At 71.8% G+C, this 26,822-nt stretch carries 29 protein-coding genes and 1 pseudogene; 12 read left to right on the top strand and 18 right to left on the bottom strand.

What is annotated here, in order from left to right; translation table 11 throughout:
* The first annotated feature begins 14 nt into the window (after positions 1–14).
* Entirely contained in the window at positions 15–1,130 is a 1,116-nt protein-coding gene (locus QF034_RS26930) for a magnesium and cobalt transport protein CorA (protein ID WP_086562960.1), read from the top strand.
* Positions 1,131–1,153: 23 nt separating this feature from the next.
* A complete protein-coding gene (locus tag QF034_RS26925; RefSeq protein WP_307177364.1) occupies positions 1,154–1,666 on the top strand; it encodes a hypothetical protein in 513 nt (170 codons plus the stop codon).
* Between the two features lie 4 nt (positions 1,667–1,670).
* On the opposite strand, the gene QF034_RS26920 is transcribed toward QF034_RS26925, so the two are convergent.
* The gene (locus QF034_RS26920; RefSeq protein WP_307177363.1) at positions 1,671–2,426 is read right to left on the bottom strand and encodes a hypothetical protein; all 756 of its coding nucleotides are present in this window, start codon (positions 2,424–2,426) and stop codon (positions 1,671–1,673) included.
* A gap of 237 nt (positions 2,427–2,663) precedes the next feature.
* Here QF034_RS26920 and QF034_RS26915 point away from each other — a divergent pair, with 237 nt between their 5' ends.
* The 3 genes from QF034_RS26915 to QF034_RS26905 are packed head-to-tail and all read left to right on the top strand — an operon-like array spanning position 2,664 to position 5,715.
* Positions 2,664–3,950 (top strand): magnesium transporter MgtE N-terminal domain-containing protein, encoded by a 1,287-nt coding sequence (locus QF034_RS26915; RefSeq protein WP_307177362.1) that lies wholly within the window; start codon positions 2,664–2,666, stop codon positions 3,948–3,950.
* A complete protein-coding gene (locus QF034_RS26910; RefSeq protein ID WP_307177361.1) occupies positions 3,940–4,539 on the top strand; it encodes a DUF1003 domain-containing protein in 600 nt (199 codons plus the stop codon). Before QF034_RS26915 ends, QF034_RS26910 begins: the two co-directional genes overlap by 11 nt.
* A gap of 42 nt (positions 4,540–4,581) precedes the next feature.
* Positions 4,582–5,715, top strand: a complete 1,134-nt coding sequence (locus QF034_RS26905; protein WP_307177360.1) for an Mrp/NBP35 family ATP-binding protein — start codon at positions 4,582–4,584, stop codon at positions 5,713–5,715.
* A 133-nt stretch (positions 5,716–5,848) separates the two neighbouring features.
* Here QF034_RS26905 and QF034_RS26900 read toward each other — a convergent pair whose 3' ends face one another.
* The 5 genes from QF034_RS26900 to sigE all read right to left on the bottom strand — a co-directional run bounded on the left by QF034_RS26900 (position 5,849) and on the right by sigE (position 11,288).
* Positions 5,849–6,520 carry a hypothetical protein gene (locus tag QF034_RS26900; protein WP_307177359.1) on the bottom strand — a complete coding sequence of 224 codons (672 nt, stop codon included), beginning with the start codon at positions 6,518–6,520 and terminating at the stop codon, positions 5,849–5,851.
* Between the two features lie 235 nt (positions 6,521–6,755).
* Positions 6,756–7,196: a sec-independent translocase gene (locus tag QF034_RS26895; RefSeq protein WP_307177358.1), complete on the bottom strand. Its 441-nt coding sequence runs from the start codon at positions 7,194–7,196 to the stop codon at positions 6,756–6,758.
* A gap of 193 nt (positions 7,197–7,389) precedes the next feature.
* Complete coding sequence (locus QF034_RS26890; RefSeq protein WP_307177357.1) at positions 7,390–9,381, bottom strand: trypsin-like peptidase domain-containing protein; 1,992 nt, start codon at positions 9,379–9,381, stop codon at positions 7,390–7,392.
* Positions 9,382–9,513: 132 nt separating this feature from the next.
* A complete protein-coding gene (locus QF034_RS26885; protein WP_307177356.1) occupies positions 9,514–10,446 on the bottom strand; it encodes an anti-sigma factor family protein in 933 nt (310 codons plus the stop codon).
* A 71-nt stretch (positions 10,447–10,517) separates the two neighbouring features.
* Positions 10,518–11,288, bottom strand: a complete 771-nt coding sequence (sigE, locus tag QF034_RS26880) for an RNA polymerase sigma factor SigE (RefSeq protein WP_229875547.1) — start codon at positions 11,286–11,288, stop codon at positions 10,518–10,520.
* A 162-nt stretch (positions 11,289–11,450) separates the two neighbouring features.
* Here sigE and QF034_RS26875 point away from each other — a divergent pair, with 162 nt between their 5' ends.
* On the top strand, positions 11,451–12,149 hold the full coding sequence (locus tag QF034_RS26875) for an O-methyltransferase (RefSeq protein ID WP_279629952.1): 699 nt from the start codon (positions 11,451–11,453) through the stop codon (positions 12,147–12,149).
* A 119-nt stretch (positions 12,150–12,268) separates the two neighbouring features.
* Here the strand turns inward: QF034_RS26875 and QF034_RS26870 are convergent, their stop codons facing one another.
* Both QF034_RS26870 and QF034_RS26865 read right to left on the bottom strand, forming a co-directional pair.
* Positions 12,269–12,436: a DUF3117 domain-containing protein gene (locus QF034_RS26870; protein ID WP_003966491.1), complete on the bottom strand. Its 168-nt coding sequence runs from the start codon at positions 12,434–12,436 to the stop codon at positions 12,269–12,271.
* A 153-nt stretch (positions 12,437–12,589) separates the two neighbouring features.
* The gene (locus tag QF034_RS26865; protein WP_307177355.1) at positions 12,590–12,754 is read right to left on the bottom strand and encodes a hypothetical protein; all 165 of its coding nucleotides are present in this window, start codon (positions 12,752–12,754) and stop codon (positions 12,590–12,592) included.
* A 67-nt stretch (positions 12,755–12,821) separates the two neighbouring features.
* Here QF034_RS26865 and chcB point away from each other — a divergent pair, with 67 nt between their 5' ends.
* Positions 12,822–13,625, top strand: a complete 804-nt coding sequence (gene chcB, locus QF034_RS26860; protein ID WP_307177354.1) for a 2-cyclohexenylcarbonyl CoA isomerase — start codon at positions 12,822–12,824, stop codon at positions 13,623–13,625.
* A 15-nt stretch (positions 13,626–13,640) separates the two neighbouring features.
* On the opposite strand, the gene QF034_RS26855 is transcribed toward chcB, so the two are convergent.
* A complete protein-coding gene (locus QF034_RS26855) occupies positions 13,641–14,225 on the bottom strand; it encodes a DNA-3-methyladenine glycosylase I (RefSeq protein WP_307177353.1) in 585 nt (194 codons plus the stop codon).
* Positions 14,222–14,617, bottom strand: a complete 396-nt coding sequence (locus tag QF034_RS26850) for a DivIVA domain-containing protein (RefSeq protein ID WP_307179979.1) — start codon at positions 14,615–14,617, stop codon at positions 14,222–14,224. The genes QF034_RS26855 and QF034_RS26850 overlap by 4 nt, the downstream gene beginning before the upstream one ends.
* A gap of 141 nt (positions 14,618–14,758) precedes the next feature.
* Between QF034_RS26850 and folP the strand changes: the two genes are divergently transcribed.
* Positions 14,759–15,619: a dihydropteroate synthase gene (gene folP / locus QF034_RS26845; RefSeq protein ID WP_307177352.1), complete on the top strand. Its 861-nt coding sequence runs from the start codon at positions 14,759–14,761 to the stop codon at positions 15,617–15,619.
* A 54-nt stretch (positions 15,620–15,673) separates the two neighbouring features.
* Here folP and QF034_RS26840 read toward each other — a convergent pair whose 3' ends face one another.
* Both QF034_RS26840 and dapE read right to left on the bottom strand, forming a co-directional pair.
* Entirely contained in the window at positions 15,674–16,432 is a 759-nt protein-coding gene (locus QF034_RS26840) for an LOG family protein (RefSeq protein WP_086840076.1), read from the bottom strand.
* Positions 16,433–16,551: 119 nt separating this feature from the next.
* Positions 16,552–17,631, bottom strand: coding sequence for a succinyl-diaminopimelate desuccinylase (gene dapE / locus QF034_RS26835; RefSeq protein ID WP_307177351.1), 1,080 nt, complete (start codon positions 17,629–17,631; stop codon positions 16,552–16,554).
* Between the two features lie 84 nt (positions 17,632–17,715).
* On the opposite strand from dapE, the pseudogene QF034_RS26830 reads away from it, so the two are divergent.
* Together QF034_RS26830 and QF034_RS26825 are read left to right on the top strand one after the other, a co-directional pair.
* Positions 17,716–18,697 (top strand): annotated as a pseudogene (locus tag QF034_RS26830) (VldE C-terminal domain-containing protein).
* A gap of 338 nt (positions 18,698–19,035) precedes the next feature.
* Positions 19,036–19,482, top strand: a complete 447-nt coding sequence (locus QF034_RS26825) for an ATP-binding protein (RefSeq protein WP_307177350.1) — start codon at positions 19,036–19,038, stop codon at positions 19,480–19,482.
* Between the two features lie 100 nt (positions 19,483–19,582).
* Here the strand turns inward: QF034_RS26825 and QF034_RS26820 are convergent, their stop codons facing one another.
* Both QF034_RS26820 and fdxA read right to left on the bottom strand, forming a co-directional pair.
* On the bottom strand, positions 19,583–20,674 hold the full coding sequence (locus tag QF034_RS26820; RefSeq protein ID WP_307177349.1) for a bifunctional succinyldiaminopimelate transaminase/glutamate-prephenate aminotransferase: 1,092 nt from the start codon (positions 20,672–20,674) through the stop codon (positions 19,583–19,585).
* A 129-nt stretch (positions 20,675–20,803) separates the two neighbouring features.
* Positions 20,804–21,121, bottom strand: a complete 318-nt coding sequence (gene fdxA, locus QF034_RS26815; protein ID WP_010047804.1) for a ferredoxin — start codon at positions 21,119–21,121, stop codon at positions 20,804–20,806.
* A gap of 140 nt (positions 21,122–21,261) precedes the next feature.
* Here fdxA and QF034_RS26810 point away from each other — a divergent pair, with 140 nt between their 5' ends.
* Together QF034_RS26810 and QF034_RS26805 are read left to right on the top strand one after the other, a co-directional pair.
* Positions 21,262–22,278 (top strand): GNAT family N-acetyltransferase, encoded by a 1,017-nt coding sequence (locus QF034_RS26810; protein ID WP_307177348.1) that lies wholly within the window; start codon positions 21,262–21,264, stop codon positions 22,276–22,278.
* A 44-nt stretch (positions 22,279–22,322) separates the two neighbouring features.
* A complete protein-coding gene (locus tag QF034_RS26805) occupies positions 22,323–23,174 on the top strand; it encodes a transglutaminase family protein (RefSeq protein ID WP_307177347.1) in 852 nt (283 codons plus the stop codon).
* 119 nt (positions 23,175–23,293) lie between these two features.
* On the opposite strand, the gene QF034_RS26800 is transcribed toward QF034_RS26805, so the two are convergent.
* Genes QF034_RS26800 through QF034_RS26785 form a run of 4 tightly spaced genes read right to left on the bottom strand, consistent with a single transcriptional unit; the run spans position 23,294 to position 26,716 of the window.
* A complete protein-coding gene (locus QF034_RS26800; protein WP_307177346.1) occupies positions 23,294–23,908 on the bottom strand; it encodes a response regulator transcription factor in 615 nt (204 codons plus the stop codon).
* Complete coding sequence (locus tag QF034_RS26795) at positions 23,905–25,071, bottom strand: sensor histidine kinase (RefSeq protein WP_307177345.1); 1,167 nt, start codon at positions 25,069–25,071, stop codon at positions 23,905–23,907. The genes QF034_RS26800 and QF034_RS26795 overlap by 4 nt, the downstream gene beginning before the upstream one ends.
* Entirely contained in the window at positions 25,068–25,808 is a 741-nt protein-coding gene (locus QF034_RS26790; protein WP_086561518.1) for an ABC transporter permease, read from the bottom strand. The genes QF034_RS26795 and QF034_RS26790 overlap by 4 nt, the downstream gene beginning before the upstream one ends.
* Positions 25,805–26,716, bottom strand: coding sequence for an ABC transporter ATP-binding protein (locus tag QF034_RS26785; RefSeq protein ID WP_307177344.1), 912 nt, complete (start codon positions 26,714–26,716; stop codon positions 25,805–25,807). The genes QF034_RS26790 and QF034_RS26785 overlap by 4 nt, the downstream gene beginning before the upstream one ends.
* Positions 26,717–26,822 lie beyond the last annotated feature (106 nt).

The following is a 26,822-nucleotide window of genomic DNA, read 5'->3' as shown; positions in this document are numbered from 1 at the left end:
CGAAGGAGCCCGCCATGTCGATGATCCGCGACCTGCGCGCCGTCGTCCGTCCGTCCCGCGTGTCGCTGCGCAAGGAGGGCGGGACGTACGACGCCACCCGCAGCCCCGCGACGGCCTCCGCCGTCGTCGACTGCGCCATCTACCGGGACGGCCGCCGCATCCAGACCGAGAACCCGCTCACGCCGCACGAGGCGGTGCGCCTGGTGCGCCGCGACGGCGGGTTCGTGTGGATCGGCCTGCACGAGCCGACCGAGGCCGAATTCTCCGGCATCGCAGGTGAGTTCGGACTGCACCCGCTGGCCGTGGAGGACGCCGTCCAGGCCCACCAGCGGCCCAAGCTGGAGCGCTACGACGACTCCCTCTTCACGGTCTTCAAGACCATCCACTACGTGGAGCACGACCAGCTCGACGCCAACAGCGAGGTCGTCGAGACCGGTGAGGTCATGTGCTTCACCGGACGGGACTTCTTCATCACCGTCCGGCACGGCGGGCAGGGCTCCCTGCGGGCCCTCAGGCACCGCCTCCAGGACGACCCCGAGCTGCTCGCCAAGGGCCCCTCGGCCGTGCTGCACGCCATCGCCGACCACGTCGTCGACGGCTACATCGCGGTCGCCGACGCCGTGCAGGACGACATCGACGAGGTCGAGACCGAGGTGTTCTCCCCGGGGCGCAAGGGCTCCCCGCGCGGCTCGGACGCCGGCCGGATCTACCAACTCAAGCGCGAGGTGCTGGAGTTCAAGCGGGCCGTGTCGCCGCTGCTGCGTCCCATGCAGCTGCTGAGCGAGCGGCCGATGCGGCTGATCGACCCGGACATCCAGAAGTACTTCCGGGACGTCGCCGACCACCTGGCCCGCGTCCAGGAGCAGGTCCTCGGCTTCGACGAGCTGCTCAACTCCATCCTCCAGGCCAACCTCGCGCAGGCGTCCGTGGCGCAGAACGAGGACATGCGGAAGATCACCTCGTGGGCCGCGATCATCGCCGTGCCGACGATGGTGTGCGGGGTGTACGGCATGAACTTCGACCACATGCCGGAGCTGCACTGGCGGTACGGCTACCCGGTGATCATGGGCATCACGGTGGTCATCTGCCTGGGCATCCACCGCACGCTGAAGCGGAACGGCTGGCTGTGAACAGCGTGGATAGGCTGGGGTCCATGACAAGCGAGCTGCTCGGCCAGGCCCTCGTCGAGGAGGCCACGAAGAAGTCCGGCCTCGTCTGGGTCCAGGGCCCCGACGGCCCGGCGCGTGCGCTGTGGCACGTGTGGCACGAGGGCGCCGCGTGCCTGGTCGGCGACGGTCCCGGCGAGCAGCCGCTGCCGGGCCTGGCCGACGGGACCGAGGCCCGGGTGACGGTCCGCAGCAAGGACAAGGGTGGCCGGCTGGTCTCCTGGACAGCCCGCGTCACGCAGCTCGCACCGGGCTCCGAGGCGTGGGACGCGGCCGTCGCCGAGCTCAAGGGCAAACGGCTGAACGCGCCCGATGCCGAGGCCATCACCGAGCGCTGGGCCCGCGAGTGCCGGGTGCTGCGCCTGGAGCCGACCGGGACGACGGCACCACTGCCCGACGACTCCCTGTCCGAGCCGCCCCTGCCGACGCCGGCGACCACCCGCCGTCCGATCCCGGCGGGCCTGCCCCGTCTGCTGCTGAGGAAGCGCAAACGGACCTGACGGCCTACGACGACGGCAGCTGCCTGCCGTAGTCGACCGTCTCGTTCTTCTCCGGCTCCCTCAGGGAGAAGTCCTGCCCCCATGCGGAGAACGTGAGGGTACCCGCCTCACCGGCCCGCTCCAGGCGCAGCGGATACGGCTTGCCCTCCAGGGACACCTCCAGGGTGCCGCCGGAGCCCTTGTCGCCCGAGATGCGGATGGTGTGGATGCCCGCCTGCTCGTCGTGGCCTTCGGTCGCGAGCTTGCCGTGCAGGGTCAGCAGACCGTCGAGGAGGACACCCTTGTCCGTGAAACCGCTGAACTTCTTGTACGAAGGGTCGCCCTGCGGCACCTTCACGAACTTGCCGCCGAGCTTGGCGGCCGCCGCGGCGTCCGCCTTGCCGCCCCCGCCCTGGGCCGCGCCATGACTCCAGAACTCCGCGTCGGCCTTGACGAAGAGCTGCTCGCCGACGCGCAGCAGCCGGAAGGTCGTCCCCTCGGTGGTGACCGACCCCTCGCCGCCGTCGGTCTTCAGCCGCATGTCGAGCGCGTAGGAGCGTCCGCCGCTGACGACACTGCCGTGCACCCGGACGGCCCCGGCGGACTCGGCGGCCGTACGGGTCTTGGCCTGGATCTTCTCGGCGGGCAGTCTGCCGACCTCGTTGGTGCCCTCGTTCGGATCCTCCGCACAGCCCGTGAGCACCGTTCCGGTCACGGCCAGTACGCATGTCACGCTCGCGAGTGCGGCACGGTGGTTGCGGCCCTGGCGAATCGGAGTCACAGGTGGGGCTGCCTCTCTGACGGGAGACCTGAACGGCGTACCGCAGGGTACCGGGGACGTGCGGGCAGGTCGGAGCCAGTCCGTCCGGAGCGCCCGCCGACGCGTCCCCGATCAGGACGGGCTAGCCTGAAGCCCACCCGAGCGGGCAATTCGGAAAAGACAGGCGCACAGACAGACACGCAGACAGACACCCAGTCAGGCACCACGGAACACCCCGCACGAAAAGGAGCCGCGGCCATGCCAGCGGGCGCCCCCCGGATCTTCGTATCGCACCTCTCCGGTGTCGCCGTCTTCGACCCCGCCGGCGACCAGGTGGGGCGTGTCCGCGATCTGGTCGTCATGCTGCGGATGGGGCAGCGACCGCCGCGGCTGCTCGGCCTCGTCGTCGAACTCGCCACGCGCCGCCGCATCTTCCTGCCCATGACCCGGGTCACCGCCATCCAGTCGGGTCAGGTCATCACCACCGGCGTGCTCAACGTCCGGCGCTTCGAGCAGCGGCCCACCGAGCGGCTGGTCTTCGGGGAGTTGCTGGACCGGCGCGTCACGCTCACCGAGACCGGCGAGGAGGTCACCGTCCTCGATCTGTCGGTGCATCAGCTGCCGGCCCGCCGGGAGTGGGAGATCGACCGGGTCTTCGTCCGCAAGGGCCGCAAGGGCAGTGCCTTCCGGCGCGCCAAGGGCGAGGCGCTGACCGTCGAGTGGACTGCCGTCACCGGCTTCTCGCTGGAGGAGCAGGGGCAGGGCGCCGAGAACCTGCTCGCCACGTTCGAGCAGCTGCGCCCCGCCGACCTGGCCAACGTCCTGCACCACCTCTCCCCCAAGCGCCGGGCCGAGGTCGCCGCCGCCCTCGACGACGACCGGCTGGCCGACGTGCTGGAGGAGCTCCCGGAGGACGACCAGATCGAGATCCTCGGCAAGCTGAAGGAGGAGCGCGCCGCCGACGTCCTGGAGGCCATGGACCCCGACGACGCGGCCGACCTGCTGGGCGAGCTGCCGACGGACGAGCAGGAGCGGCTGCTGAGCCTGATGCAGCCCGGCGACGCGGCCGACATGCGGCGCCTGATGTCGTACGAGGACCGCACGGCGGGCGGTCTGATGACCACCGAGCCGATCGTGCTGCGCCCGGACGCCACCGTCGCCGACGCCCTCGCCCGCGTCCGCAACCCCGACCTCTCCCCCGCCCTGGCCGCCCAGGTGTACGTCTGCCGGCCACCGGACGAGACGCCGACCGGCAAGTACCTCGGCACGGTCCACTTCCAGCGCCTGCTGCGCGAGCCACCGCCCTCCCTGGTCAGCTCGATCCTGGACAACGACCTGCAACCGCTCGACCCCGACGCGGACCTGCCCGCCATCGCCGGGTTCTTCGCCACGTACGACATGGTCGCGGCGCCCGTGGTCGACGAGGCCGGCTCGCTGCTGGGCGCGGTGACCGTGGACGACGTACTCGACCACATGCTCCCGGAGGACTGGCGGGAGACGGAGTTCCACCTGGCCGAGGAGGAGGTGGCGAGCGATGGTTCCTGAGCGCGAGACCCTGCGCGAGCGCACACCGTCCGGCTCGACGGCCGCGGGACGGCCGCGCACCGCCCGCCTCGACCAGCCGGGCGTGCCCAAGCACCGGATCCTGCCCGAGTACGACCCGGAGGCCTTCGGGCGGCTGTCGGAACGCATCGCGCGCTTCCTCGGCACCGGACGGTTCCTGGTCTGGATGACGGCCGTCATCATCCTGTGGGTCGCCTGGAACAGCCTCGCCCCGCGCGACCTGCGCTTCGACGAGTACCCGTTCATCTTTCTGACCCTGATGCTGTCGCTCCAGGCCTCCTACGCCGCCCCGCTGATCCTGCTCGCGCAGAACCGGCAGGACGACCGCGACCGGGTCAACCTGGAGCAGGACCGCAAGCAGAACGAGCGGTCGATCGCGGACACCGAGTACCTGACCCGCGAGATCGCCGCCCTGCGCATCGGCCTCGGCGAGGTCGCCACCCGCGACTGGATCCGCTCGGAGCTGCAGGACACGATCAAGGAGATGGAGGACCGGCAGAACGGCCACCGTCACGACCCCGTCGTATTCCCGGCGGAACGGTCACGGGGACGTGACGCAGACGACCGCTGAGACGCTTTCCTACGCACCGGTACAGCGCCGTACCATCGTCCTATGGCTACGGAAGACGCGGTGCGCGAGGCACTGGCGACGGTGAACGACCCCGAGATCCACAAGCCCATCACCGAACTCGGGATGGTCAAATCCGTGGAGATCGGCGCGGACGGGGCGGTCGCGGTCACCGTGTACCTGACGGTCTCGGGCTGCCCGATGCGGGACACGATCACGCAGCGCGTGACCGAGGCGGTGTCCCGGGTCGAGGGCGTCACCCGCGTCGACGTCACGCTCGACGTGATGAGCGACGAGCAGCGCCGTGAGCTGGCGTCCGCCCTGCGCGGCGGCCAGACCGAGCGCGAGGTGCCCTTCGCCAAGCCGGGCAGCCTGACCCGCGTCTACGCGGTCGCGTCCGGCAAGGGCGGCGTGGGCAAGTCCTCGGTGACGGTGAACCTGGCGGCGGCGATGGCGGCCGACGGCCTCAAGGTGGGTGTCGTCGACGCCGACATCTACGGCCACAGCGTGCCCCGCATGCTGGGCGCCGACGGCCGTCCGACCCAGGTCGAGAACATGATCATGCCGCCGTCGGCGAACGGCGTGAAGGTCATCTCCATCGGCATGTTCACCCCGGGCAACGCCCCGGTCGTCTGGCGCGGCCCGATGCTCCACCGCGCCCTCCAGCAGTTCCTGGCGGACGTGTACTGGGGCGACCTGGACGTCCTCCTGCTGGACCTGCCGCCCGGCACCGGCGACATCGCGATCTCGGTCGCCCAGCTGGTCCCGAACGCCGAGATCCTGGTCGTCACGACCCCGCAGCAGGCCGCCGCCGAGGTCGCCGAGCGCGCCGGCTCCATCGCCGTCCAGACGCACCAGAAGATCGTCGGCGTGGTCGAGAACATGTCCGGCCTGCCCTGCCCGCACTGCGGCGAGATGGTCGACGTCTTCGGCACGGGCGGCGGCCAGGTCGTCGCCGACGGCCTGACCCGCACGACCGGCACGAACGTCCCGGTCCTCGGCAACATCCCCATCGACGTCCGCCTCCGCGAGGGCGGCGACGAGGGCAAGCCGGTGGTCCTGACGGACCCGGACTCCCCGGCGGGCGCGGCCCTGCGGGCGATCGCGGGAAAGCTGGGAGGACGGCAGCGGGGCCTTTCGGGCCTGTCCCTGGGGATCACTCCGCGGAACAAGTTCTGATCGAAGCGCCGCCGGGGGGGGCAGCGCCCTCAGGGGCGCGGGGAACTGCGCGAACAACCACAGACGACCCGCAGCCGCCCCACGGCAGGAACTCCTACGGCGAAGGGGCGCCGCACCCCACGGCGCCCCACACTCATGCGTAAGCGGCGATGTCCTTGACCACGGCGAAGCCGAGCCCATACGCACTCATGCCCCGCCCGTACGCCCCCACGTGCACACCCGAGGACGTCGACCCGGCCAGCACCCACCCGAACTCGGACTCCCGGTAGTGGAACACCGTCGGCACACCGTCCACCGGCAGCGACAACGTGGACCAGTCGGCCCCGTCCAGGTCGTCCGCCAGCACCCACGCCGTCTCGGTCTGCTGCTCCAGCCAGTCGTCCCGCAGGGAGTGGTCCATCTGCCCGGGCCACGTGAAGGACAGCAGACCCACACCCGCGAGCCACGCCGCCGAGGACACCGACGTCGCCTCCAGCAGCCCCGTGCCGTCCGCACTGCGCCGTGAGGGGTGCGCCGCCACGGTCACCACGACCGCGAACTTCTCCTTGGACTCCTGATCACCCCCGGCGGCATGCTCGTTGAGCACCGTGGGCTCGTCACCGTGCCCGATCGACCCGTGTTCCACGGCTCCGTCGGCCGTCGTACCGACCTGCATCAGCCAGCGCGGCCCCGTGAACGCCTCGTCGAGGCCGTACCACGGGAAGGGTGCGCGCAGGTAGCCGTCGACCGTGCGCCGGGCGGAGGGGGCCTGTTGTCCGCCCTCCGCGGCCGGCGCCTGTGCGACCGCCCGACTCGTCGTCTCCATATGCCCGGACGCCTCCTTGCTCTCGTCGGGCCGGAACGGCCCGCCCCCCTTCGGGCGGCGTTGCTGGTCCAGTACGGCCCGCCCATCAACTCGGCAGCATAGCCACACCGCTGCGAGCAGCAGGGAAACCGCCCGGCGCGTGGGCCGCACGCACGCCTGGTTCAGGCCGTACACAGCCCGACCGGAGTATGAAACGCGTCACGCGCGCCGGGGGTGTACGCCCCGGTGTGTCGCCTCAGGTGGCGTCCATGTCGAAGGGCGGCCGGTCGTCCCGGTCGGGGAGCTCGGGCTTCTTCGTCATGTCGATACGCCCGTCGGACGAGCCGGAGGACGACGAGGAGGACGTGTCGGAGTCCCGGCTGTGGACGGCGTCGGTGACCTCGGCCATCTCCTTCTTCAGGTCGAAGCCGTTGCGGATCTCCTTGAGCCCCAGGTCCTCGTTGTCCAGCTGCTTGCGGATGAACGTCTTGGGGTTGAGATCCTCGAACTCGAAGTCCTTGAACTCCGGGCCCAGCTCCTCCCGGATGTCGTTCTTGGCGCTCTCCGAGAACTCACGGATCTTCCGGATCGTGCGCGTCACGTCCTGGATGACCTTCGGGAGCTTGTCCGGACCGAAGACGAGCACGGCAAGGACGATGAGCGTCACCAGCTCGAGCGGTCCTATGTCATTGAACACCTGAAGCTCCTTGCGATGTCCTCGGTCCTCGGCCCTCGGTGGTCATGCGGGTCTTGCCGTGGTCCGGGCCGGACCCACGGTACCCGGCGATCCTGTCCGACCGGTACCGTCCCGAGACCTCCGAGTGCGGGGAGTGGGAGCGCTTTCCCGAATGTTTGCCTTCTTGGTCCCTGTATGCGCCGGACATCACGACTCAGCTGCCGCCGGCGGACCCGAGGACGAGCGACACCGTCCGCTCCTTGCCGGCGCGCTCCACGGTCAGCTCCAGCCGGTCGCCGGGACGGCGGGCACGGGTCTTGACGATCAGTTCCTCGCCGGAGTGGACGCGCCGGCCGTCGACCTCCGTGATGACGTCGCCCGCCTTGATGCCGGCCTTGGCGCCCGGACCGCCCGCGGTCACCGGCGGTCCGCCCTCGCTGCCCTCGGTGGCGACGCGGGCGCCGCCGCCGGAGTAGTCCATGTCGAGGGTGATGCCGATGACCGGGTGCGTCGCCTTCCCGGTGTTGATCAGTTCCTCGGCGACGCGCTTGCCCTGGTTGATGGGTATGGCGAAGCCGAGGCCTACCGAGCCGGCCTGGCCGCCGTCCAGCTCGGAGCCGCTGTCCGCCGACCGGATGGCCGAGTTGATGCCGATGACCCGGGCCTTGGCGTCGAGCAGGGGACCGCCGGAGTTGCCCGGGTTGATGGGGGCGTCGGTCTGGAGCGCGTCGACGTACGACACGTCGCTGCCGTCGCCCTTCTCGCCGCCCGCCGTGATGGGCCGCTGCTTGGCGCTGATGATGCCGGAGGTGACGGTGCCGGCCAGGTCGAAGGGCGCGCCGATGGCCACGACCGGGTCGCCGACCCGCACGTTGTCCGAGTTGCCGAGCGGCAGCGGGGTGAGTCCGCGCACGCCCTTCACCTTCACGACGGCGAGGTCGTAGCCGCTGTCCCGGCCGACGAGCTCCGCCTCGGCGGTCTCCCCGCCGTCGAAGGTCACCGTGATCTCGCCGGTGGATCCGGCGGCCCGCACGACGTGGTTGTTGGTGAGGATGTGCCCTCGGGTGTCGAGCACGAAGCCGGTGCCCGTGCCCCGTTCGCCGGAGCCGCTCACATGCAGGGTGACCACGCTGGGCAGGGCCCGCCCGGCGATCCCGGCCACACTGTCCGCGTCCCGCCCGGCGGACTCCTTCCCGGCCTGCGGCAGTTCGACGGTCCCGATGCCGCCGTTGCGCTCCAGATACGTCCCTATGCCGCCGCCGACGCCCCCGGACACGAGCGCGAGCAGCACGGCACCACCGACCAGCGCCTTCCTGCCCCGCCGACGCCGCTGCTGCGTGCTGAGCACTCCGGCGCCGTTCTGCTGGAGCGGGCCGTGGCCGCCGGGGGCTGCCCAGGGGTCGTAGCGCTGCCAGGGGTCGGGGGCCGGGGCCGGGGGCTGGGTGTCGGCGTACACGGCCGCGGAGGGCACCGGCGCGGGGGCGCTGGGCGGCGGCAGGGGTGCGGCGGGCGCGGGCATGCCGGGAGGCACCGCCGGTGTCCCCTGCGGCGGCGCGACGGGCGTGCCGGGCATGGCCGGCTGGTCCGCCGTCACCACACCGTGCGCCGGAGTCGCCGCCGGATGCTGCACCGGCGGCGCAGGCGCCCAGGGCCCGGGCTCACCGTAGGGCGGCGTGCTGTACGGGTCGGGATCATGCAGAGGCTTGGTCCCACCACCGACCGGCGCGACGGAAGGGGCGTCCCCAGCCACCGCGGCGCTCCCGGCCTCCGCCACGCTCCCGGCGGATGCCTCCGGGGTCGACACGGCGGAGGCGGCGTCCCCGGCCACCGCGGCACTCCGGGTCTCCTCGGTGATCCCTGCAGGCCCGCCCGGGGCCGGCACGGCGGAAGGGACGCTCCCGGCCTCCGCCACGCTCCCGGCAGGCCCGTCCTGGGTCGGCTCGGCGGGCGTGACCGGAACGCCGTCCTCGGCGCCCCCGGTGGGCAGCCCGGCGGACTCATCGTCGGTCGGCACCGGATCGGGGCGCCTCAGCTCGTAGTCGCCGCCGTCCTCGGTCTGCCGCACGGCAGGCCGCGCCAGCTCGAAGTCACCGTCGGTGTCGGTCGAGTCCGCCGGCGCCTGCCCCGTACTCTCCGGCTCCCCCGAAAGGCCCTGCGGCCGAGGACGGCTCCACCACTTGGCCTTCGTGGGCTTCCCCTCGTTCATGCTCTCCCCACAGCCGCGGCACGGCTCGACGGCGGTAGCCGCAGTTCGTCGAATCGGCGCCACGGCCACGCCTCGGCCGCGGGCGCCACCCCCGGATTCAATCAGGTTCGCTCGCCGCCGCGCAGCGACCGGTCAGCGGGCCGTACGGGAGGAAGCGGGAGAAGAGGGGGACGAGGGGGACGAGGTCGTGTCCGGGAGGGGCACGGCGAACAGGGGCGCCGCGATCTCGGGGACCGTCGACCACGAGGTCAGGGCGGCCGGCGGGGCCGCCTCGAGCGGACGTATCAGCGGGGACACGACGGCGGCACCGGCCATCACCGGGGCGGCCAGCGCGTGTACGGCCTGCTGCCCCGCGGCGGAGTGCGGCACACCCGGCAGCAGCGGTGCGGCCACCTCGGTCGGGGCGACCGGGGTGCGGCCGAGCACACTCTGGCCGTGCACCTGCGCCAGCAGCGGCCCCGTACCGCGGCGCCGCTGGGATTCGGGCTGCGTCGCGGCGCCCGTGCCCTGCGTACGCATCGGTGTCACGTTGCTTCCCGCGCCGGCGCCGCGGGCCTCCGTGTCGGTCGCTGTGCCACCGGCGACGCCGCCCAGTGCGATCGCGGCCAGCGACACGGCTCCGGCGGCCGCGAAGGCGAACCGCAGGCGCGAGGAGGATCTGTCGGGCTCGTGCCGCCCGACGTCATGGATACGGAAGCCCCGGCTGCCCGGAGGAAGGCCGCGGTCGTCGGACGGCAGCACGGGGACGTGCGGCCGGGCCGGGACGTACCCGAACTCGAACCGGTCGCCGCGCTTCGCTCCGAAGGCCCCGGACGATCCGAACCGTCCGGACAGTCCGCCGGGCAGCGCTCCCCCGCCCGGCGGCGTGGCATCACCGTCCGAGCCGCCGCCGGCGGGTAGTCCCTGCAGGCGGGCCAGGAAGCTCTCGGAAGGGGGCGGCGGGGCCGCCTCCGCGAAGACGTTCTTCAGCCGGCGCTGGGCGTCCACCTCCGCCTTGCACTTCGGGCAGGTGGCCACATGCGCCAGTACACGCTCACGCGCGTCATGACCGAGCTCTCCGTCCACCAGGGCGGAGAGTCGGTCTCCCAGGTGCTGCTCTGCGAGGTGACCCTCGGAAGCTTTCGGCCGTGATCCGCTCACGCGCTCGCGCCCCCTCCTCCCAGTGCGGGAACACGGGGCACGAAGGAGCGGCGCTCGGCGCGCGCCTCCGGAGAGCGGTGCGCGAGGGCCTTGCGCAGCTGGGAGCGGCCCCGGTGGATCCGCGAACGGACCGTGCCGAGCTTGACGCCGAGAGTCGCGGCGATCTCCTCGTACGACAGTCCCTCGATGTCGCACAGGACGACCGCGGCGCGGAACTCGGGGGCGAGGGTGTCGAGGGCCTGCTGGACGTCCGCGTCGAAATGCGCGTCGTTGAAGACCTGCTGCGGCGAGGGCTCCTTGCTGGGCAGCCGCTCGGCCGCGTCCTCGCCGAGCGCGTCGAAACGGATGCGCTGCTTGCGGCGGACCATGTCCAGGAACAGGTTCGTCGTGATGCGGTGCAGCCAGCCCTCGAAGGTGCCCGGCGTGTACGTCGACAGGGAACGGAAGACACGGACGAAGACCTCCTGCGTGAGGTCCTCGGCGTCGTGCTGGTTGCCGGTCAGGCGGTAGGCGAGCCGGTAGACCCGGCCGCTGTGCGTGCTGACGATCTCCTCCCACGTGGGCGGAGTCCACGCCTGCCCGTCCGCGTCGGTGGTGAAGGTCGCGGTCTGGGCGAAGTCAGCGGCGTGGCTGTGGTCAGCAGTGTCGTTCACGGATGTCGGCCTGCCCGCCGATGTGAAGAAGCGCCGGAGCACTCCTCCCCTATCCACAGGCGCGGCCGCACCTCCCCTGTCAGCTCTGGTGGTGTCCAGTGGAGCCCCTACCATAGCCACCTCGCCCGTTAGGACCGGATAAGCGGTTTTACGAGAATTTGATCTGTGCTGATACGCCTCGTACTGCTGCGTCGGCACTTGCTCGGCGCCTCGATCCACTGCCTGCCCCCCGTCCCGAACCGCGCCACTCGCTTGCCTCTTTGAACGACCGGTCCCATCTGCGGGTTCCCGGGCCCAACGGATACAGTCACGCCCAGGCATTCACGGGGACAGGAGAGGGTCATTACCGGCAACCGGCAGACGAGCTGGGCGTTCGCCGACGCCTATGTCGCCGAGGACGACGCGCTGCGCTGGGCCCGCGACCGGGCCCGTGAGGCGGGTCTGCGCTCGGTGTCGCCCGGCACGGGCGCCGCGCTGCGGTTGTTGGCCGCCTCCGTCGACGCCAAGGCCGTCGCGGAGATCGGGACCGGCTGCGGTGTCTCCGGGATCCACCTCCTGCACGGTATGCGCCCCGACGGTGTTCTGACCACCGTGGATCCCGAACCGGAGCACCAGCAGTTCGCCCGCCAGGCCTTCCGCGCCTCCGGCTTCGCCAGCAACCGGGCCCGGTTCATCCCGGGCCGCGCCCTGGACGTGCTGCCCCGCCTCGCGGACGCCGGCTACGACCTGGTCTTCTGCGACGGCGATCGCCTGGAGGTCATGGACTACCTCGCTGAATCGTTGCGGCTGCTGCGCACCGGCGGGCTCGTCGTCTTCGAGGGCGCCTTCGCGAACGGCCGGACGGTGGACTCCGGTCCCCAGCCCACCGAGGTGCTGCGGTTGCGGGAACTGCTGCGCGCTGTGCGCGAGAGCCAGGAACTGCTGCCGTCCCTGCTGCCGGTGGGCGACGGGCTGCTGTGCGCGGTGAAGCGGTAGCCGGACCGCACGTTACCCGAGCGGAAGCCGGGGCAGACGAGAGTCAGAGGCGGAGAAAACAGCCGCCCCGGCACCTCAGGTGATGCCGGGGCAGCTGAAAGGGTATGGTCGCTTGCGCGTCAGCCGACGACCTTCTTGAGAGCGTCGCCCAGGGCGTCGGCCTCGTCCGGGGTCAGCTCGACGACGAGCCGACCGCCGCCTTCGAGCGGAACGCGCATGACGATGCCCCGCCCCTCCTTGGTCACCTCGAGCGGGCCGTCACCCGTCCGCGGCTTCATGGCCGCCATGCTCGTTCCCCTTCCTGAAACCCAGCTCATCGTCAAGGCCGACGGACCCCTGAAGAGGGCACAGTGCGGTCCTTGAGGCAGGACACGCGACACCGGCATCGAACACATTGCTTCCAGGCCATTATCCCGCATCTCAGGACCCGATGACCAACATCAGTCGGCATCGCTTGGGCAACGCACGCGAGCAAAACCACTCAATTCGGCGATGTGACTGCGATACTCCGCCTCCGCACGCACATCCGCCGAACGGAAACGGACGAGAATTCTTTGACGCAGGTCACACGTCCGGTCCGGTCGGCCGTCGGTGATCTCGGTCATGCTGTCTCTCAGACCCGGGACGTACCGGCCGGTACGTCCCCGAGCAGCGACACGGAGGGGATACTCCATGGCCGACACCGTGCTCTACGAGGTGAGCGACGGACTCGCGACGATCACGCTGAACCGCCCGGAGGCGATGAACGCGCTGAACGTGGCGGCGAAGGTCGCCCTGCGGGACGCGGTCCGGTCCGCGGCGGACGACTCCGCCGTACGGGCGGTGCTGCTGACGGCCGCCGGTGACCGGGCGTTCTGCGTCGGACAGGACCTCAAGGAGCACATCGGCCTGCTGGCCGAGGACCGGGAGACCGGTTCGGGGCAGACCATGAGCACGGTGCGGGAGCACTACAACCCGATCGTGCGGGCGCTGGCCGAGGCCGCGAAGCCGGTCGTCGCCGCCGTGAACGGCGTGGCGGCCGGGGCGGGCTTCGGCTTCGCGCTCGCGGCGGACTACCGGATCGTGGCGGACACGGCCGCGTTCAACACCTCGTTCGCCGGGGTGGCGCTGACCGCCGACTCGGGGATCTCGTGGACGCTGCCGCGGGTGATCGGCCCCGGTCGAGCGGCTGACCTGCTGCTCTTCCCCAGGAGCATCAGCGCGCAGGAGGCGTACGAGCTCGGCATCGCCAACCGGCTGGTGCCGGCCGGTGAGCTGCGCGCGGAGGCCGAGAAGGTGGCGCGAGCCCTGGCCGAGGGGCCGACGGTGGCGTACGCGGCGCTGAAGGAGTCGATGGCCTACGGCCTGACGCACTCCCTGGAGGAGACGCTGGAGAAGGAGGACGAGCTCCAGACCCGGGCGGGCTCCTCCGAGGACCACGCGATCGCGGTGCGGGCCTTCGTCAACAAGGAAAAGCCCCGGTATCTGGGCCGCTGACCGGCCGCGACGGCGTCATACGCGGCGCGCGACGCAGGCCTGGAGGTGGTCGTCGACCAGTCCGCAGGCCTGCATCAGCGCGTACGCCGTCGTCGGGCCGACGAAGCGCAGGCCCCGCTTCTTCAGCGCCTTGGACAGGGCCGTCGACGCGGGGGTGACGGCCGGGACGTCGGAGAGCGCCTTCGGGACCGGGCGGGTGCCCGGCTCGGGGGCGTGCGACCAGATCAGCTCGTCCAGTTCGCCCGGGGCCCACTCGGCCAGCACGCGCGCGTTGGCGAGCGTCGCGTCGATCTTGGCGCGGTTGCGGATGATGCCGGCGTCGGCCAGGAGGCGCTCGCGGTCCTCGTCGGTGAAGGCCGCCACCGAGGCGATCTTGAAGTCGGCGAAGGCTGCGCGGAAGCCGGGGCGGCGGCGCAGGATCGTGATCCAGGACAGGCCGGACTGGAAGGCCTCCAGGCTGAGGCGCTCGTAGAGCGCGTCGTCGCCGTGGACCGGGCGGCCCCACTCCTCGTCGTGGTACGTCACGTACTCGGGGGCGGACAGGGCCCAGGGACAGCGCAGCGCGCCGTCCGGGCCGGCGAGGGCGGCGCCGTCGCTCATGGCCGGTTCTCCTGGCGGGGAGCCGGCTTGTCCATGGACACGTGGTTCTCCGCGGAGGTGTGGTCGTCCCTGGACTCCGGGCCGTGGGCGGCGGCTGTTCTCGCGCCCGCCAGGGCCGACTCCAGGTCGGCGATGCGGGCGTCACGCTCGGCGAGCTCGGCGCCCAGGCGGCTGAGGGCGTCGTCCACGTCCGCCATGCGGTAGCCGCGGGCGGCGAGCGGGAAGCGGAGGCCCTCCACGTCGGCACGGTCGACCGGGCGGTCCGGGGGCAGCGGGTCACGCAGCCGCTCGGGGGCGGCCTCGGGCAGCGGGCCGTTCTCGCCGCCGCCCACCACGGCGAGGGTCACCGCGGCGACCACGACGGCTAGCGCGACAACCAGGAACAGGAACATCACCATCGCGGAGCCCCCACGGTCGGATCTGTCGGTGTCTTCGGACACCGATGGTGTCAGGCTCCGATCGTGCCATGCGAGTCCGACAGTTAGGGTCACAGGCGGCGGAAGACGGGGACGTACCAGGAAAGGTCACAGCGGATGCTCAGGCTGGGCAGGCGGGAATTCGGGCCGCACGAGCCGGTGATCATGGCGATCGTGAACCGGACCCCGGACTCCTTCTACGACCGGGGCGCGACCTTCCGCGACGAGCCGGCCCTCGCGCGCGTGGAGCAGGCGGTCGCCGAAGGAGCCGCGATCATCGACATCGGCGGGGTGAAGGCCGGGCCGGGCGAGGAGGTCACGGCCGCGGAGGAGGCCCGGCGGACGGTCGCTTTCGTCGCGGAGGTGCGGCGGCGCTTCCCGGACGTGGTCATCAGCGTGGACACCTGGCGGGCCGAGGTCGGCGAGGCCGTGTGCGAGGCCGGGGCGGACCTGCTGAACGACGCGTGGGGCGGAGTGGATCCGGGGCTCGCCGAGGTCGCCGCGCGGTACGGGGTGGGGTTGGTGTGCACGCACGCGGGTGGTGCGCAGCCGCGGACCCGGCCGCACCGGGTGGAGTACGACGACGTCATGGCCGACATCCTGGACGTGACGGTCGGGCTGGCGGAGCGGGCGCTGGAGCTGGGCGTGCCGAGGGAGTCGATCATGATCGACCCCGGGCATGACTTCGGGAAGAACACCCGGCACAGCCTGGAGGCGACCCGGCGGCTGGGGGAGATGGTCGCCACGGGGTGGCCGGTGCTGGTGTCGTTGTCCAACAAGGACTTTGTCGGGGAGACGCTGGACCGGCCCGTGAAGGAGCGGGTGGTGGGGACCTTGGCTACGACTGCGGTGTCCGCGTGGCTGGGGGCGCAGGTGTACCGGGTGCATGAGGTCGCGGAGACGCGGCAGGTGTTGGAGATGGTGGGGGCGATTGCGGGGCACCGGGCTCCCGCCGTTGCGCGGCGCGGGTTGGCCTAGCCGAGGTACCAGGGGGGCTCCGCCCCCTGGGCCCCCGTACAGCCCGGCTCGCCGCTACCTGCCCGCTTCCTTCGACACCAGGGCCACCGCCTCGTCCACGTCGTCCGTGACGTGGAACAGGAGGAGGTCCTTCTCCGCGGCCTTGCCCTGGGCGATGACCGTGTGGCGGAGCCAGTCGACCAGGCCGCCCCAGTACTCGCTGCCGAACAGGACGATGGGGAAGCGGGTGACCTTCTGGGTCTGGACGAGGGTGAGGGCCTCGAAGAGTTCGTCGAGCGTGCCGAGGCCGCCGGGCAGGACCACGAAGCCCTGGGCGTACTTGACGAACATCATCTTCCGGACGAAGAAGTAACGGAAGTTCAGGCCGATGTCGACGTACGGGTTCAGGCCCTGCTCGAACGGCAGCTCGATGCCGAGGCCGACCGAGATGCCCTTGGCCTCCAGGGCACCCTTGTTGGCCGCTTCCATCGCGCCCGGGCCGCCGCCCGTGATGACCGCGAAGCCCGCGTCCACCAGTCCCCGCCCCAGCCGGACACCCGCCTCGTACTCGGGCGAGTCCGCCGGAGTCCGGGCCGAGCCGAACACGCTGATCGCGGGCGGGAGTTCGGCGAGCGCGCCGAAGCCCTCGATGAACTCCGACTGGATGCGCAGCACGCGCCAGGGGTCGGTGTGCACCCAGTCGGACGGGGCGCGCTCGTCCAGCAGCCGCTGGTCGGTGGTGCTGGCCTGTACCTGCCCCCGCCGCCGGAGGACCGGGCCCAGGCGCTGTTCCTCCGGCGGCTGCTTCTTCCCCTCGGGGTTGCCGGTCGCCATGTGCGCTCCCTCCGTCGTGCCGGTCGTTCCACCTCAGCGTAGATCTACGCGGGTTACGAACGAGGGACGTGAGCATGTCCGCGATCGAGCGCCGTAAAACACGATGGCGTTCCGGCCGCTCAGGCCGTCAGCCAGGTCCGCAGGCGCTCCTCGCCCGCGAGGATCTTCGCGGTCTCCACGCGCTCGTCCCGCTTGTGCGCCAGGTGGGGGTTGCCCGGGCCGTAGTTGACCGCGGGAACGCCCAGGGCCGAGAAGCGGGACACGTCCGTCCAGCCGTACTTCGGCATCGGGGTGCCGCCCACCGCCTCGATGAACGCCTTCGCCGCCGGGTGGGACAGCCCCGGCATCGCGGCCGAGCTGTGGTCGACGACCTCGAACTCGTCCACGCCGCAGTCCGCGAAGACCTCCCGGACGTGGGCCACGGCCTCCTCGGGGGTGCGGTCGGGCGCGTAGCGGAAGTTGACGGTGACGACGCACTCGTCGGGGATCACGTTGCCGGCGACTCCCCCGGTGACGCCCACCGCGTTCAGGCCCTCGCGGTACTCCAGGCCGTCGATCACCGGCCGGCGGGGCTCGTAGGAGGCCAGCCGGGCGAGGATCGGGGCGGCCGCGTGGATCGCGTTGGAGCCCATCCAGCCGCGCGCCGAGTGCGCCCGCTCGCCCCTGGTCTTCAGCAGCACCCGCAGCGTGCCCTGGCAGCCGCCCTCGACCTGGCCGTCGGAGGGCTCCAGGAGGACCGCGAAGTCGCCCTGGAGCCACTCGGGGTGCGCCTCGGAGACGTGCTTGAGGCCGTTCAGCTCCGCGGCGACCTCCTCGTTGTCGTAGAAGACGAAGGTCAGGTCACGGTTGGGGGCCGGGACCGTGGCCGCGATGCGCAGCTGCACCGCGACGCCCGACTTCATGTCGCAGGTGCCGCAGCCCCACAGGACGCCGTCCTCGTCGAGCCGGGAGGGGACGTTGTCCGCGATCGGGACGGTGTCGATGTGACCGGCCAGGATCACCCGCTCCGGGCGGCCCAGGTTCGTCCGGGCCACGACGTTGTTGCCGAACCGCTCGACCGTCAGGTGGGGCAGCGCGCGCAGCGCGGTCTCGATCGCGTCCGCGAGCGGCTTCTCGGTGCCGCTCTCGGAGCGGAAGTCGACGAGCCGGGCGGTGAGCTCCGCGGCGTCCAGCGTGAGGTCAAGGGAGGTGTCGGCCATGCCGTCGACCCTAACGCGCCAGGCCCGGCCCCACTGTCCACACCTGGCACAAGGCACTCCGTACTCTCCAGTACCTTGTACGGCGTGCCAGAGCCGTCCTCTCCCAAGCGTCGCGGCCGCCTCTTCCGATGCGGGTCCGCGCTCGTGGTCCTGCTCGCGATCGCCGGTTACCTCGTGGTGCAGTACGTCACGGGGGGCGCGGGCGAACCGGGCTGCAAAGTCGTCTCCGGCAAGGGCGACGGGGCGTCGTACGAGTTCACGCCCGAGCAGGCGGTGAACGCGGCGACGATCGCCGCCGTGGGCGACGGACGCGGCCTGCCGGAGCGAGCCGTGACCATCGCGCTGGCGACCGCTCTCCAGGAGTCGGCCCTGCGCAACATCAAGCACGGCGACCGGGACTCGCTCGGCCTGTTCCAGCAGCGGCCCTCGCAGGGCTGGGGCACGCCGAAGGAGATCCTGGACCCGACGTACTCGGCCGGCGAGTTCTACGACCATCTGGTCAAGGTGCCCGGCTACACGCGGCTGCCCCTCACCGACGCCGCGCAGCGCGTGCAGCGCAGCGGCTTCCCGCAGGCCTACGCCAAGCACGAGCCGGACGCGGCGCTGCTCGCCGCGGCTCTCACCGGGCATTCCGCGGCCACGCTGACCTGTGAGGGCCGCCCGGCCGCGACCCGGGCGGCGGGCCCGGACGGGGTGCGTGCGGCGCTCGTGCGGGACTTCGGGCGCGATGTGCTGGAGCCGGCCGGTGCGGAGGTGGGCCGCTCGTCGGCGGCCGCGCCGACGCCGTCCCCGAGTGGTACGGGCGGGTCCGACGGGCGGACCATGACGCTGCCCGTGACCGCCGACACCAGTGCCGCCGGCGGGCAGAGCGTTGGAGCAGCGCGGCTGGCAGCTGGCGCACTGGGCCGTGGCCAACGCCTCCGAGCTGCACATCGCACGCGTCACGTACGCGGGGCGGGAGTGGGTCGCCGGGAACACCGCCAGCGAGTGGCGTGAGGCCGGGGCGAAGGGCACCGCGGGTGCGGAGCGGGACGCGGACGCGGTCCGTGTCGTGACGATGGGCTAGACAAGGGTGCGGGGCTTCACCCCTGGGGGTTACCCCGACGGCGCGGCGGCGACGGTGTGCGCAGGTTTTCGTGGCCTCACCCGGAAACCGTGAGATCCCTTGGGAACAAAGGGCTGGAAGGATTCGGCGGGCTTTCCGGTGGGAGCGTCTTTGCCCGTTTTCATCCGCAGCCGATAATGCGACACATTGCCAACTCTTTACGTTGCGGCGCCGCAACCTTCGAGGGCTTCGAGCGGTAGTCACTGCGTCCGAGCCGGGGAGATCAACCGCCAGTCGATCAACTCCCGGCCCCGGCCGACATTTCACAACTCACCGTTCTCTCCCGTCGAAGGAGCACCATGTCCCTCCCCCTGACCCGCCGGATCGCCCGTGCCGCGTTGATCGTCGCTGCGGGAGCGGCTGCCGGGGTCGGTGCGGCCGGCTCCGCCAGCGCGGCTCCCGAGCTGCCGGCCACCCCGAACCTCGGCGGTCTGACCGCCCTGGACGGGGCGAACGTCGGCAACACCGTCGACGGCGCGGCGCAGAACGTCACCAAGGCCGCGGGTGACACCGGCAGCAAGACCGTCAAGAAGGCGGTGCCGACCGCGGGCAAGACCAGCGGCAAGGCGGTCAAGAAGACCCTTCCGGTCGCGCAGAAGGCCGCCGGTGACGCGGCGGGCTCGGCCGGGCGGCTCGTCGGTGACGCGGCTGGTTCGGCGCAGGGCGGTCTGCCGACGGACTCCCTGGCGAAGGGCGGGGTGCCGTCGGCCGGCTCGCTGCCGGTCAAGAGCCTGCCGGTTGGCTGACGCCGGGTCTCAAGCGGCCGAGGGGTCCAGGGAGCTTCCCCTGGACCCCTCGGTCGTGTCCGTTCCGCTGGAGGCGTCTTTGCCGGTGGCCAGGAAGCCGTCACAGGCGGCGTACAGCCGCTGCTACCCGCTCGTCCGTTGCCGTCAGGGCCACTCGGACGAACTGGGCGCCTGCCGGGCCGTAGAAGTCGCCGGGGGCGACCAGGATGCCTCGTTCGGCCAGGTGGGACACCGTGTCCCAGCAGGATTCGCCCCTCGTGGCCCACAGGTAGAGGCTGGCCTCGCTGTGGTCGATGCGGAAGCCGTGGGCGAGGAGGGCCTCGCGCAGGAGGGTGCGGCGGGCGGCGTAGCGCTCACGCTGGACGCGGACGTGTTCGTCGTCGCCGAGGGCCGCGATCACCGCTGCCTGGGTCGGTGCCGACGTCATCATGCCGCCGTGCTTGCGGATCTCCAGCAGGGGCGACAGGACCGCCGGGTCGCCGGCCAGGAACGCCGCCCGGTAGCCGGCCAGGTTCGAGCGCTTGGAGAGGCTGTGGACGGCGACGATGCCCTCGTACGAGCCGCCGTTGACGTCCGGGTGCAGCACCGAGACGGGGTCGGCCTCCCAGCCCAGCTCCAGGTAGCACTCGTCGGAGAAGAGCAGGATGCCGTGCTCGCGGGCCCAGGCCACGATCCGGGTGAGCTCCTCCTTCGGCAGGACCCTGCCCGTCGGGTTGGACGGGGAGTTCAGCCAGAGGAGCTTCAGGCCCGCGGGGTCCAGCTCCGTCGGGTCGTCGTAGACCTCGTACGCGGCGCGGGCCAGCCGGGCGCCCACCTCGTACGTCGGGTAGGCCAGGCGCGGGTAGGCCACCCGGTCGCCGGGGCCGAGGCCCAGCTGGGTCGGGAGCCAGGCGACGAGTTCCTTGGAGCCGACGACCGGCAGGACGTGGCGGTGGGTGACGTCCCGGGCGCCGAGGCGGCGCTCGACCCAGCCGGTGATCGCGTCGCGCAGCTCGGGCGTGCCCCAGACGGTCGGGTAACCCGGGGAGTCGGCCGCGGCGACCAGCGCCTTCTGGACCAGCTCGGGGACCGGGTCGACCGGGGTGCCGACCGACAGGTCCACGATGCCGTCCGGATGGGCGGCGGCGGTGGCCTTGTACGGCGTCAGCTTGTCCCAGGGGAAAGTGGGGAGACGGTCGGAGACTGCGGACACGGTTTCTGGCTCACTTTCTGGTACGTACGAGCCGTCGCACGGCAAACGCCTCGGCCCCGTACGGCGACCAGGGCGTGGTCGGGCCGTACGGGACCGAGGCGGCACGGATGTGCCGGCCGCTTGCGGTGACTAGGCCTGCGGCGGCAGCGCGGCGATGAAGGGGTGGTCGCGCTCGATCAGCCCCAGCTTGCTGGCGCCGCCGGGCGAGCCGAGCTCGTCGAAGAACTCGACGTTCGCCTTGTAGTAGTCCTTCCACTCCTCCGGAGTGTCGTCCTCGTAGAAGATCGCCTCGACCGGGCAGACCGGCTCACAGGCACCACAGTCGACGCATTCGTCCGGGTGGATGTACAAGGACCTGGAGCCCTCGTAGATGCAGTCGACCGGGCACTCCTCGATGCACGCCTTGTCCTTGACGTCGACACAAGGCTGCGCGATGACGTAGGTCACGCTGTCGTTCCTCCTCGATAGGGCGCTGGCGGGCCTCCTCAGGCTCCGCCGCCTGGCGCGCGGGAGCGCGGCGTCGTCGATGCCCGCCCCTAGTATCTCCGTTCTTGGGCATGATCCGAACAGGAGGGGTGAACTGACCTGTGGAAATCTCTGCGGCCGGGCGACTCGAGGTCCGTATCACCGCTGCTGACGTGGGAAAACGGGTCTCCGTGCGGAGCTTGATCGAACATGCGGCTCCGGGTGAGAAGTTCACCGACACGGTCGGAGTTCTCACATCATGGGACAAAGGTGTGTTGCTGATCACACGGAAGTCCGGCGAGAGCGTCCGCATCGCGGAATCCGCGCTGGTCGCGGGCAAGGTCATACCCGCCGCGCCGGCGCGTCGTCGCGGTCCGGCCGCCTCCTACGAGGAGCTGGCCCGGGTCTCCGCGCGGGCCTGGCGGCCCGTGGAGAGCGAGCGGCTCGGGGACTGGGAGCTGCGGGCCGCGTCCGGGTTCACGCGCCGGGCGAATTCCGTGCTGCCGCTCGGTGACCCGGGCGTGTCCCTGGACGAGGCTCTCGGTGCCGTCCGGCGGTGGTACGGCGAGCGCGGCCTGCCCGCCTACGTCCAGACCGCGACCGGTGCCGAGGGCACGCAGGAGCTGCTGTGCGCGGAGCTGGAGCAGCGGGGCTGGGTGCGTGAGGTGACGGCCGGGCTGTGGGTCGGGCCGCTGGCGCCGGTCGCCGACCTCGCCGAGGCGTCGGGGGTCGTGCTGTCCCGGGAGGCCGACGAGGCGTGGCTGGCCCGCTACCAGCGCAAGGGCGTGAGTGAGGTCGCGCTGCGGGTGCTGGGCGCCGGGCCTTCCGTGTGGTTCGCGACCGTGCCCGGTTCGGCGGAAGCGGCTGCTCCGGCCGCCGTCGGGCGGTGCGTCGTCGACGGGCGGTGGGCCGGGTTCGCCGCCGTCGAGGTCGATCCGGAGCTGCGGCGGCAGGGGCTGGGCACGGCCGTGATGGCGGCGCTGGCCCGGCGTGCCCTGGACGAGGGCGCGTCGGCCGCGTGGCTCCAGGTCGAGGCCGACAATGAGGGAGCGCGGGCGTTGTACGCCGGAATGGGTTTCGCCGCGCACCACGCCTACCACCACTACCGGGAGCCGGATGACCGTGACTCCGGCCGATAGCCAATAGCCGATCGCCGATCGTCGTGAGAGGGCACGAGCCAGCTATGCGTCCCCCCTACCCCCCGTCCCCGGAGCGTTCCGCCGAGCTGCGGCGGCGGTTCGGCGAAGAGGCCCGGTCCGAGCGGCCCGATCTGTCGGCGCTGTGCCTGCTGATGGGCGCGGCGGCGGACGGCGCCCTGGACGAGGCGGGCATGGACGCCGCGCAGGTCGAGCTGGACCGGCTGGCCGGGCTGCTGCCCTACCGGCCCGGCCGGCCGCAGGCGTGGGCGGTGGCCCTGCGGGAGCTGCTCGGGGACCGTATGGGGTTCCATGGCGCCCCGGCCGACTACCAGCGCCTGGAGTCCTCGCTGCTGCACGAGGTGCTGGTGCGGCGTCGCGGGCTGCCGATCCTGCTGTCCGTGGTGTGGATGGAGGTGGCCCGGCGGGCCGGTGCGCCGGTGTACGGGGTGGCTCTGCCGGGGCATTTCGTCGTCGGGTTCGGTCCCGACGAGGGGCAGGTGCTCGCCGATCCGTTCGACGGGGGGCGGGTGCTGACGGGGGCGGACGCGGAGCTGCTGGTCGCCGGGGCGACGGGGACGCACCTGGATCCGTCGATGCTGCGGCCGGCCGACCCGCTGGATGTGGTGCTGCGGATTCTGAACAACGTGCGGGCGTGGGCGGCGGCTCGGCCCGAGCGCTCGGATGTGGCGTTGTGGGCGGTCGAGTTGTCGTTGCTGTTGCCCTCGCATCCGGCTCGGTTGCGGTACGAGCGGGCGCAGTTGCTGGTGGGGCGAGGGGATTTTCTGGGTGGGGCTGTGGAGTTGGAGGCCTACGCGGAGGTTCTCGGAGCGGTGGACGAGGGGGCCGCTGAGCGGGTGCGGGGGGAGGCTCACGCGGCCCGGGCGATGTTGAACTGACGCCTTCTCGCCGTGGGGTTTTGTGTCGTCGGGCGGGTGCGGGTGCATGGTGGCTGGTCGCGCCCGCGCGGCGGAGCCGCATATCGATACAGCCCCGCGCCCCTGAAAAGAGGGCCGGATTACAACCAGCCTTTTTCGCGCGCTACTCGGACCGCTTCCGCTCGGTTCCGCACTGCCAGTTTCTGGATGGCCGTGGAGAGGTAGTTGCGGACCGTGCCCTGGGAGAGGTGCAAGGACGCTGCCAGTTCGGCGTTGGTCGAGCCGTCCGCCGCTGCTCGCAGGACTTCTCGCTCCCGGTCCGTCAGCGGGTTGGCACCTTCCGCCAGGGCCGCTGCCGCGAGGGTGGGGTCGATGACACGTTCGCCGGTGAGGACCTTGCGGATCGCCTCGGCCAGTTGGGCTGCGGGGGCGTCCTTGACCAGGAAGGCGTCGGCGCCGGACTCCATGGCGCTGCGGAGGTAGCCGGGGCGGCCGAAGGTGGTGAGGATCACCAGCTTGATGTGCGGGAGGTCGGCGTGGAGGCGGGCCGCGGCCTCGATGCCCGTGGCGCCGGGCATCTCTATGTCCAGGAGGGCCACGTCGACGGCGTGTTCGCGGGCCGCGCCCAGGACCTCGTCGCCGCGGGCCACCTGGGCGACGACCTCGATGTCCTCCTCCAGGCCGAGCAGGGCGGCCAGGGCCTCGCGGACCATCGACTGGTCCTCGGCGAGCAGGACCTTGATCGTGCGGCTCATGCCGGGGATCCTACGTCCGCCGGTCCGGCCGAGGGCACGCGGGCGACCAGGCGGAAGCCGTGCTTGAGCGGGCCCGCCTCCAGGGTGCCGCCCGCCTTGGTGAGGCGTTCGGTGAGGCCCGTGAGGCCGTTGCCGTGGCCGTCGCCCGGGCCGCCCGATCCGTCGTCCTCGACGGCGAGTTCGAGCACCGGGCCGTCGAGGGTCTGGCGGTGCAGCAGCTCGACCGCGCAGCGGCGGGCGCCGCTGTGCCGTACGACGTTGGTGACGGCCTCGCGCAGCGCCCAGGCGAGGGCGGACTCGCTCTCCTCGGGGACACCGGTGAGGTCCGGTTCGTCGGGCAGGTCGGCGGTGACGCCGGCCGCGGTCAGGGCGACCCGGGCGCCGGCGAGTTCGGCGCTGAGACGGGGGCGGCGGTAGCCGGTGACGGCCTCGCGTACGTCGACCAGGGCCTGGCGGCTGACCTGCTCGATGTCGGCGACCTGCTGGGCCGCCTTGCCGGGGTGGTCGGGCAGCATGCGGCCGGCCAGCTCGCTCTTGAGCGTGATCAGGGAGAGGGAGTGGCCGAGCAGGTCGTGCAGGTCCCTGGCGAGGCGCAGGCGCTCCTCGTTGGCGGCGAGCTGGGCGACGGTGGCGCGGGCCTCGCGCAGCGCGATGGTGGTGCGGACGAGTTCGCGTACGCCGGTCATCGCGAAGCCGCCGAGCAGGGCCGGGATGAGCAGGCTCGCCAGGTAGGACCGGCCGCCCGGCACCGCGAGCGCGACGGCGGTCAGCAGCGCGCACGCGGCCGGGATGGTCCAGCGGGCCATGCGCAGGGGCAGGGCCGCGCCGGACGCGATCGAGACGTACACGAACAGCACCAGCCACTCGCGGCCCAGGGTGAGGGCGAGGAGCGCGGACTGGGCGGCGAGGACCCCGAGCGAACCGAGGACCAGGTCGTTGCGCTCGCCCCGGCCGGTGCGGAAAACCAGCACCATGTACCAGGCGACGAAGGCGGCCAGGCCGATCCAGCCGAGGACGCGGACGCCCGTGCTGTGGCCGCCGTGCAGCAGGTCGCTGACGGGTGCGCTCAGGTAGACCAGCCAGATGCCGGTCCACAGCGATTTCACCACCCGCTGCCTGCGGTTCACCGGGCGCTGCCCCATACCGAACCCGACGCCGCTCACGCCTTCAAGGTGTCCTTCCGGTACAGCCAGGCCGCGCCGCCCGCGAACAGGACGAACGACACGACGAGGACGGCGAGGTCCTGGACGTGCGGGGCGCGGCTCTGCTCGATGGCCTGCCCCAGGGCGGCGTACGCGTGCGTGGGGAGCCACTCGGCGATGTCCTGGAGCCAGCCCGGGAAGGTCGTCGTCGGCATCCACAGGCCGCCGAGCATCGACAGGCCGAAGTAGGTGATCATGGTGATCGGGCGGACGGCGTCACCGCTGGCGAGGTAGCCGAGGGCGACGCCGAGCGCGGCGAAGACGAGGCTGCCGGCCCAGATCGCGCCGGTGAGGGCGAGCCACTGCCAGGCGTCCAGGCGTACGTCCTTCACGGCCGCCGCGACGGCGAAGACGATGACGATGGACGGCAGACTGACGACGGCGGCACTCGCGGTCTTGGCGAGGACGTAGCCGCGGCCCGGCAGCGTCGTCAGGCGCAGCTGCCGTACCCAGCCGCCCTCGCGCTCCTTGGCGATGCGTTCGCTGTTGCCCATGAGGACGGCGGTGAGGGCGCCGAAGGAGGCCATGGAGACCATCATGTAGGTCGGGAGGGTCAGGGCGCTGCCCGGGACCTTCGTGGTGCTGTCGGCGTTGCCCGCGATGATCAGGAACAGGACCGACGGGTAGATCACGGAGAAGAACAGGAACTTGCGGTTGCGCAGGGCGCGGGTGAGTTCCAGCTTGATCAGGCTGTTCACTTCGACTTCGCCTCCTCGGCGGTCGTGATGGCGACGAAGGCCTGCTCCAGGCCGAGCCCGGCGACTTCGAGGTTGCGGGGGTAGACGCCGAGGCCGTACAGGGCGTGGACGGTGGCGTCGGCGTCGGTGGACTGGATGCGGACGGTCCGGCCGGAGACCGTCAGGGAGGTCAGGAAGGGCAGGTCGCGCAGGACGGCCTCGTCGACGGGGTCCGCGAGGTCGAAGGAGATACGGCGGGCGCCCGCCTTGGCCTTGATCTCGGCGGCCGTGCCGTCGGCGAGGAGCCGGCCGCGGTGCAGGACGAGGACCCGGTCGGCGACGGCGTCGGCCTCTTCGAGGTAGTGGGTGGCGAAGAGGACGGTCCGGCCCTGGTCGGCCTGCTCGCGCATGGTGGCCCAGAAGGCCTGGCGGGTGGTGACGTCCATGCCGGTGGTGGGCTCGTCCAGAACGATCAGATCGCTGTCGCCGGCGGTGGCGAGGGCGAAGCGGACACGCTGGGCCTGGCCGCCGGAGAGCTTGTTGACCTTGCGGTCGGCGATTTGCTCGATGCCCGCGCGGGACAGGACCTCGGAGGGCCGGTACGGCTTCGGGTGCAGGTCGCAGGCGAGCCGCACCAGTTCGGCGACCGTGACCTCGTCCATCAGCCCGCCGCTCTGCAGCATGGCGCCCACGCGCCCGGCGACGATGGCGTCCCGGGGGCTGGTGCCGAAGAGGCGGACCGTGCCGCTGTCGGGCTTCTTGAGGCCGAGGAGCAGGTCGAGGGTGGTGGACTTGCCGGCGCCATTGGGGCCCAGCAGCGCCACGGTCTGACCCGGGCGCAGGGTCAGGGTCAGTCCGTCCACCGCCCGGACGGCGTCGTATGCCTTGCTCACCTGGTCGAACGCGACCACCGAAGCTGTCGTTGTCATACGGACATCGTGGCTTCGGGGGTGCGGGCGGGGGCAGTGCCGGGCGTCCGCAGTGCCGCGTGACAGATGTCATGCCGCTCGGGTGACAGCGACGAAAGCCCCTGTC

The sequence above is a fragment of the Streptomyces africanus genome, from assembly GCF_030816955.1.
In the GTDB taxonomy this organism is placed as follows: domain Bacteria; phylum Actinomycetota; class Actinomycetes; order Streptomycetales; family Streptomycetaceae; genus Streptomyces; species Streptomyces africanus.
The sequence above is the reverse complement of the archived record's forward strand: the minus strand, read 5'-3'. Positions and strand labels throughout refer to the sequence as shown.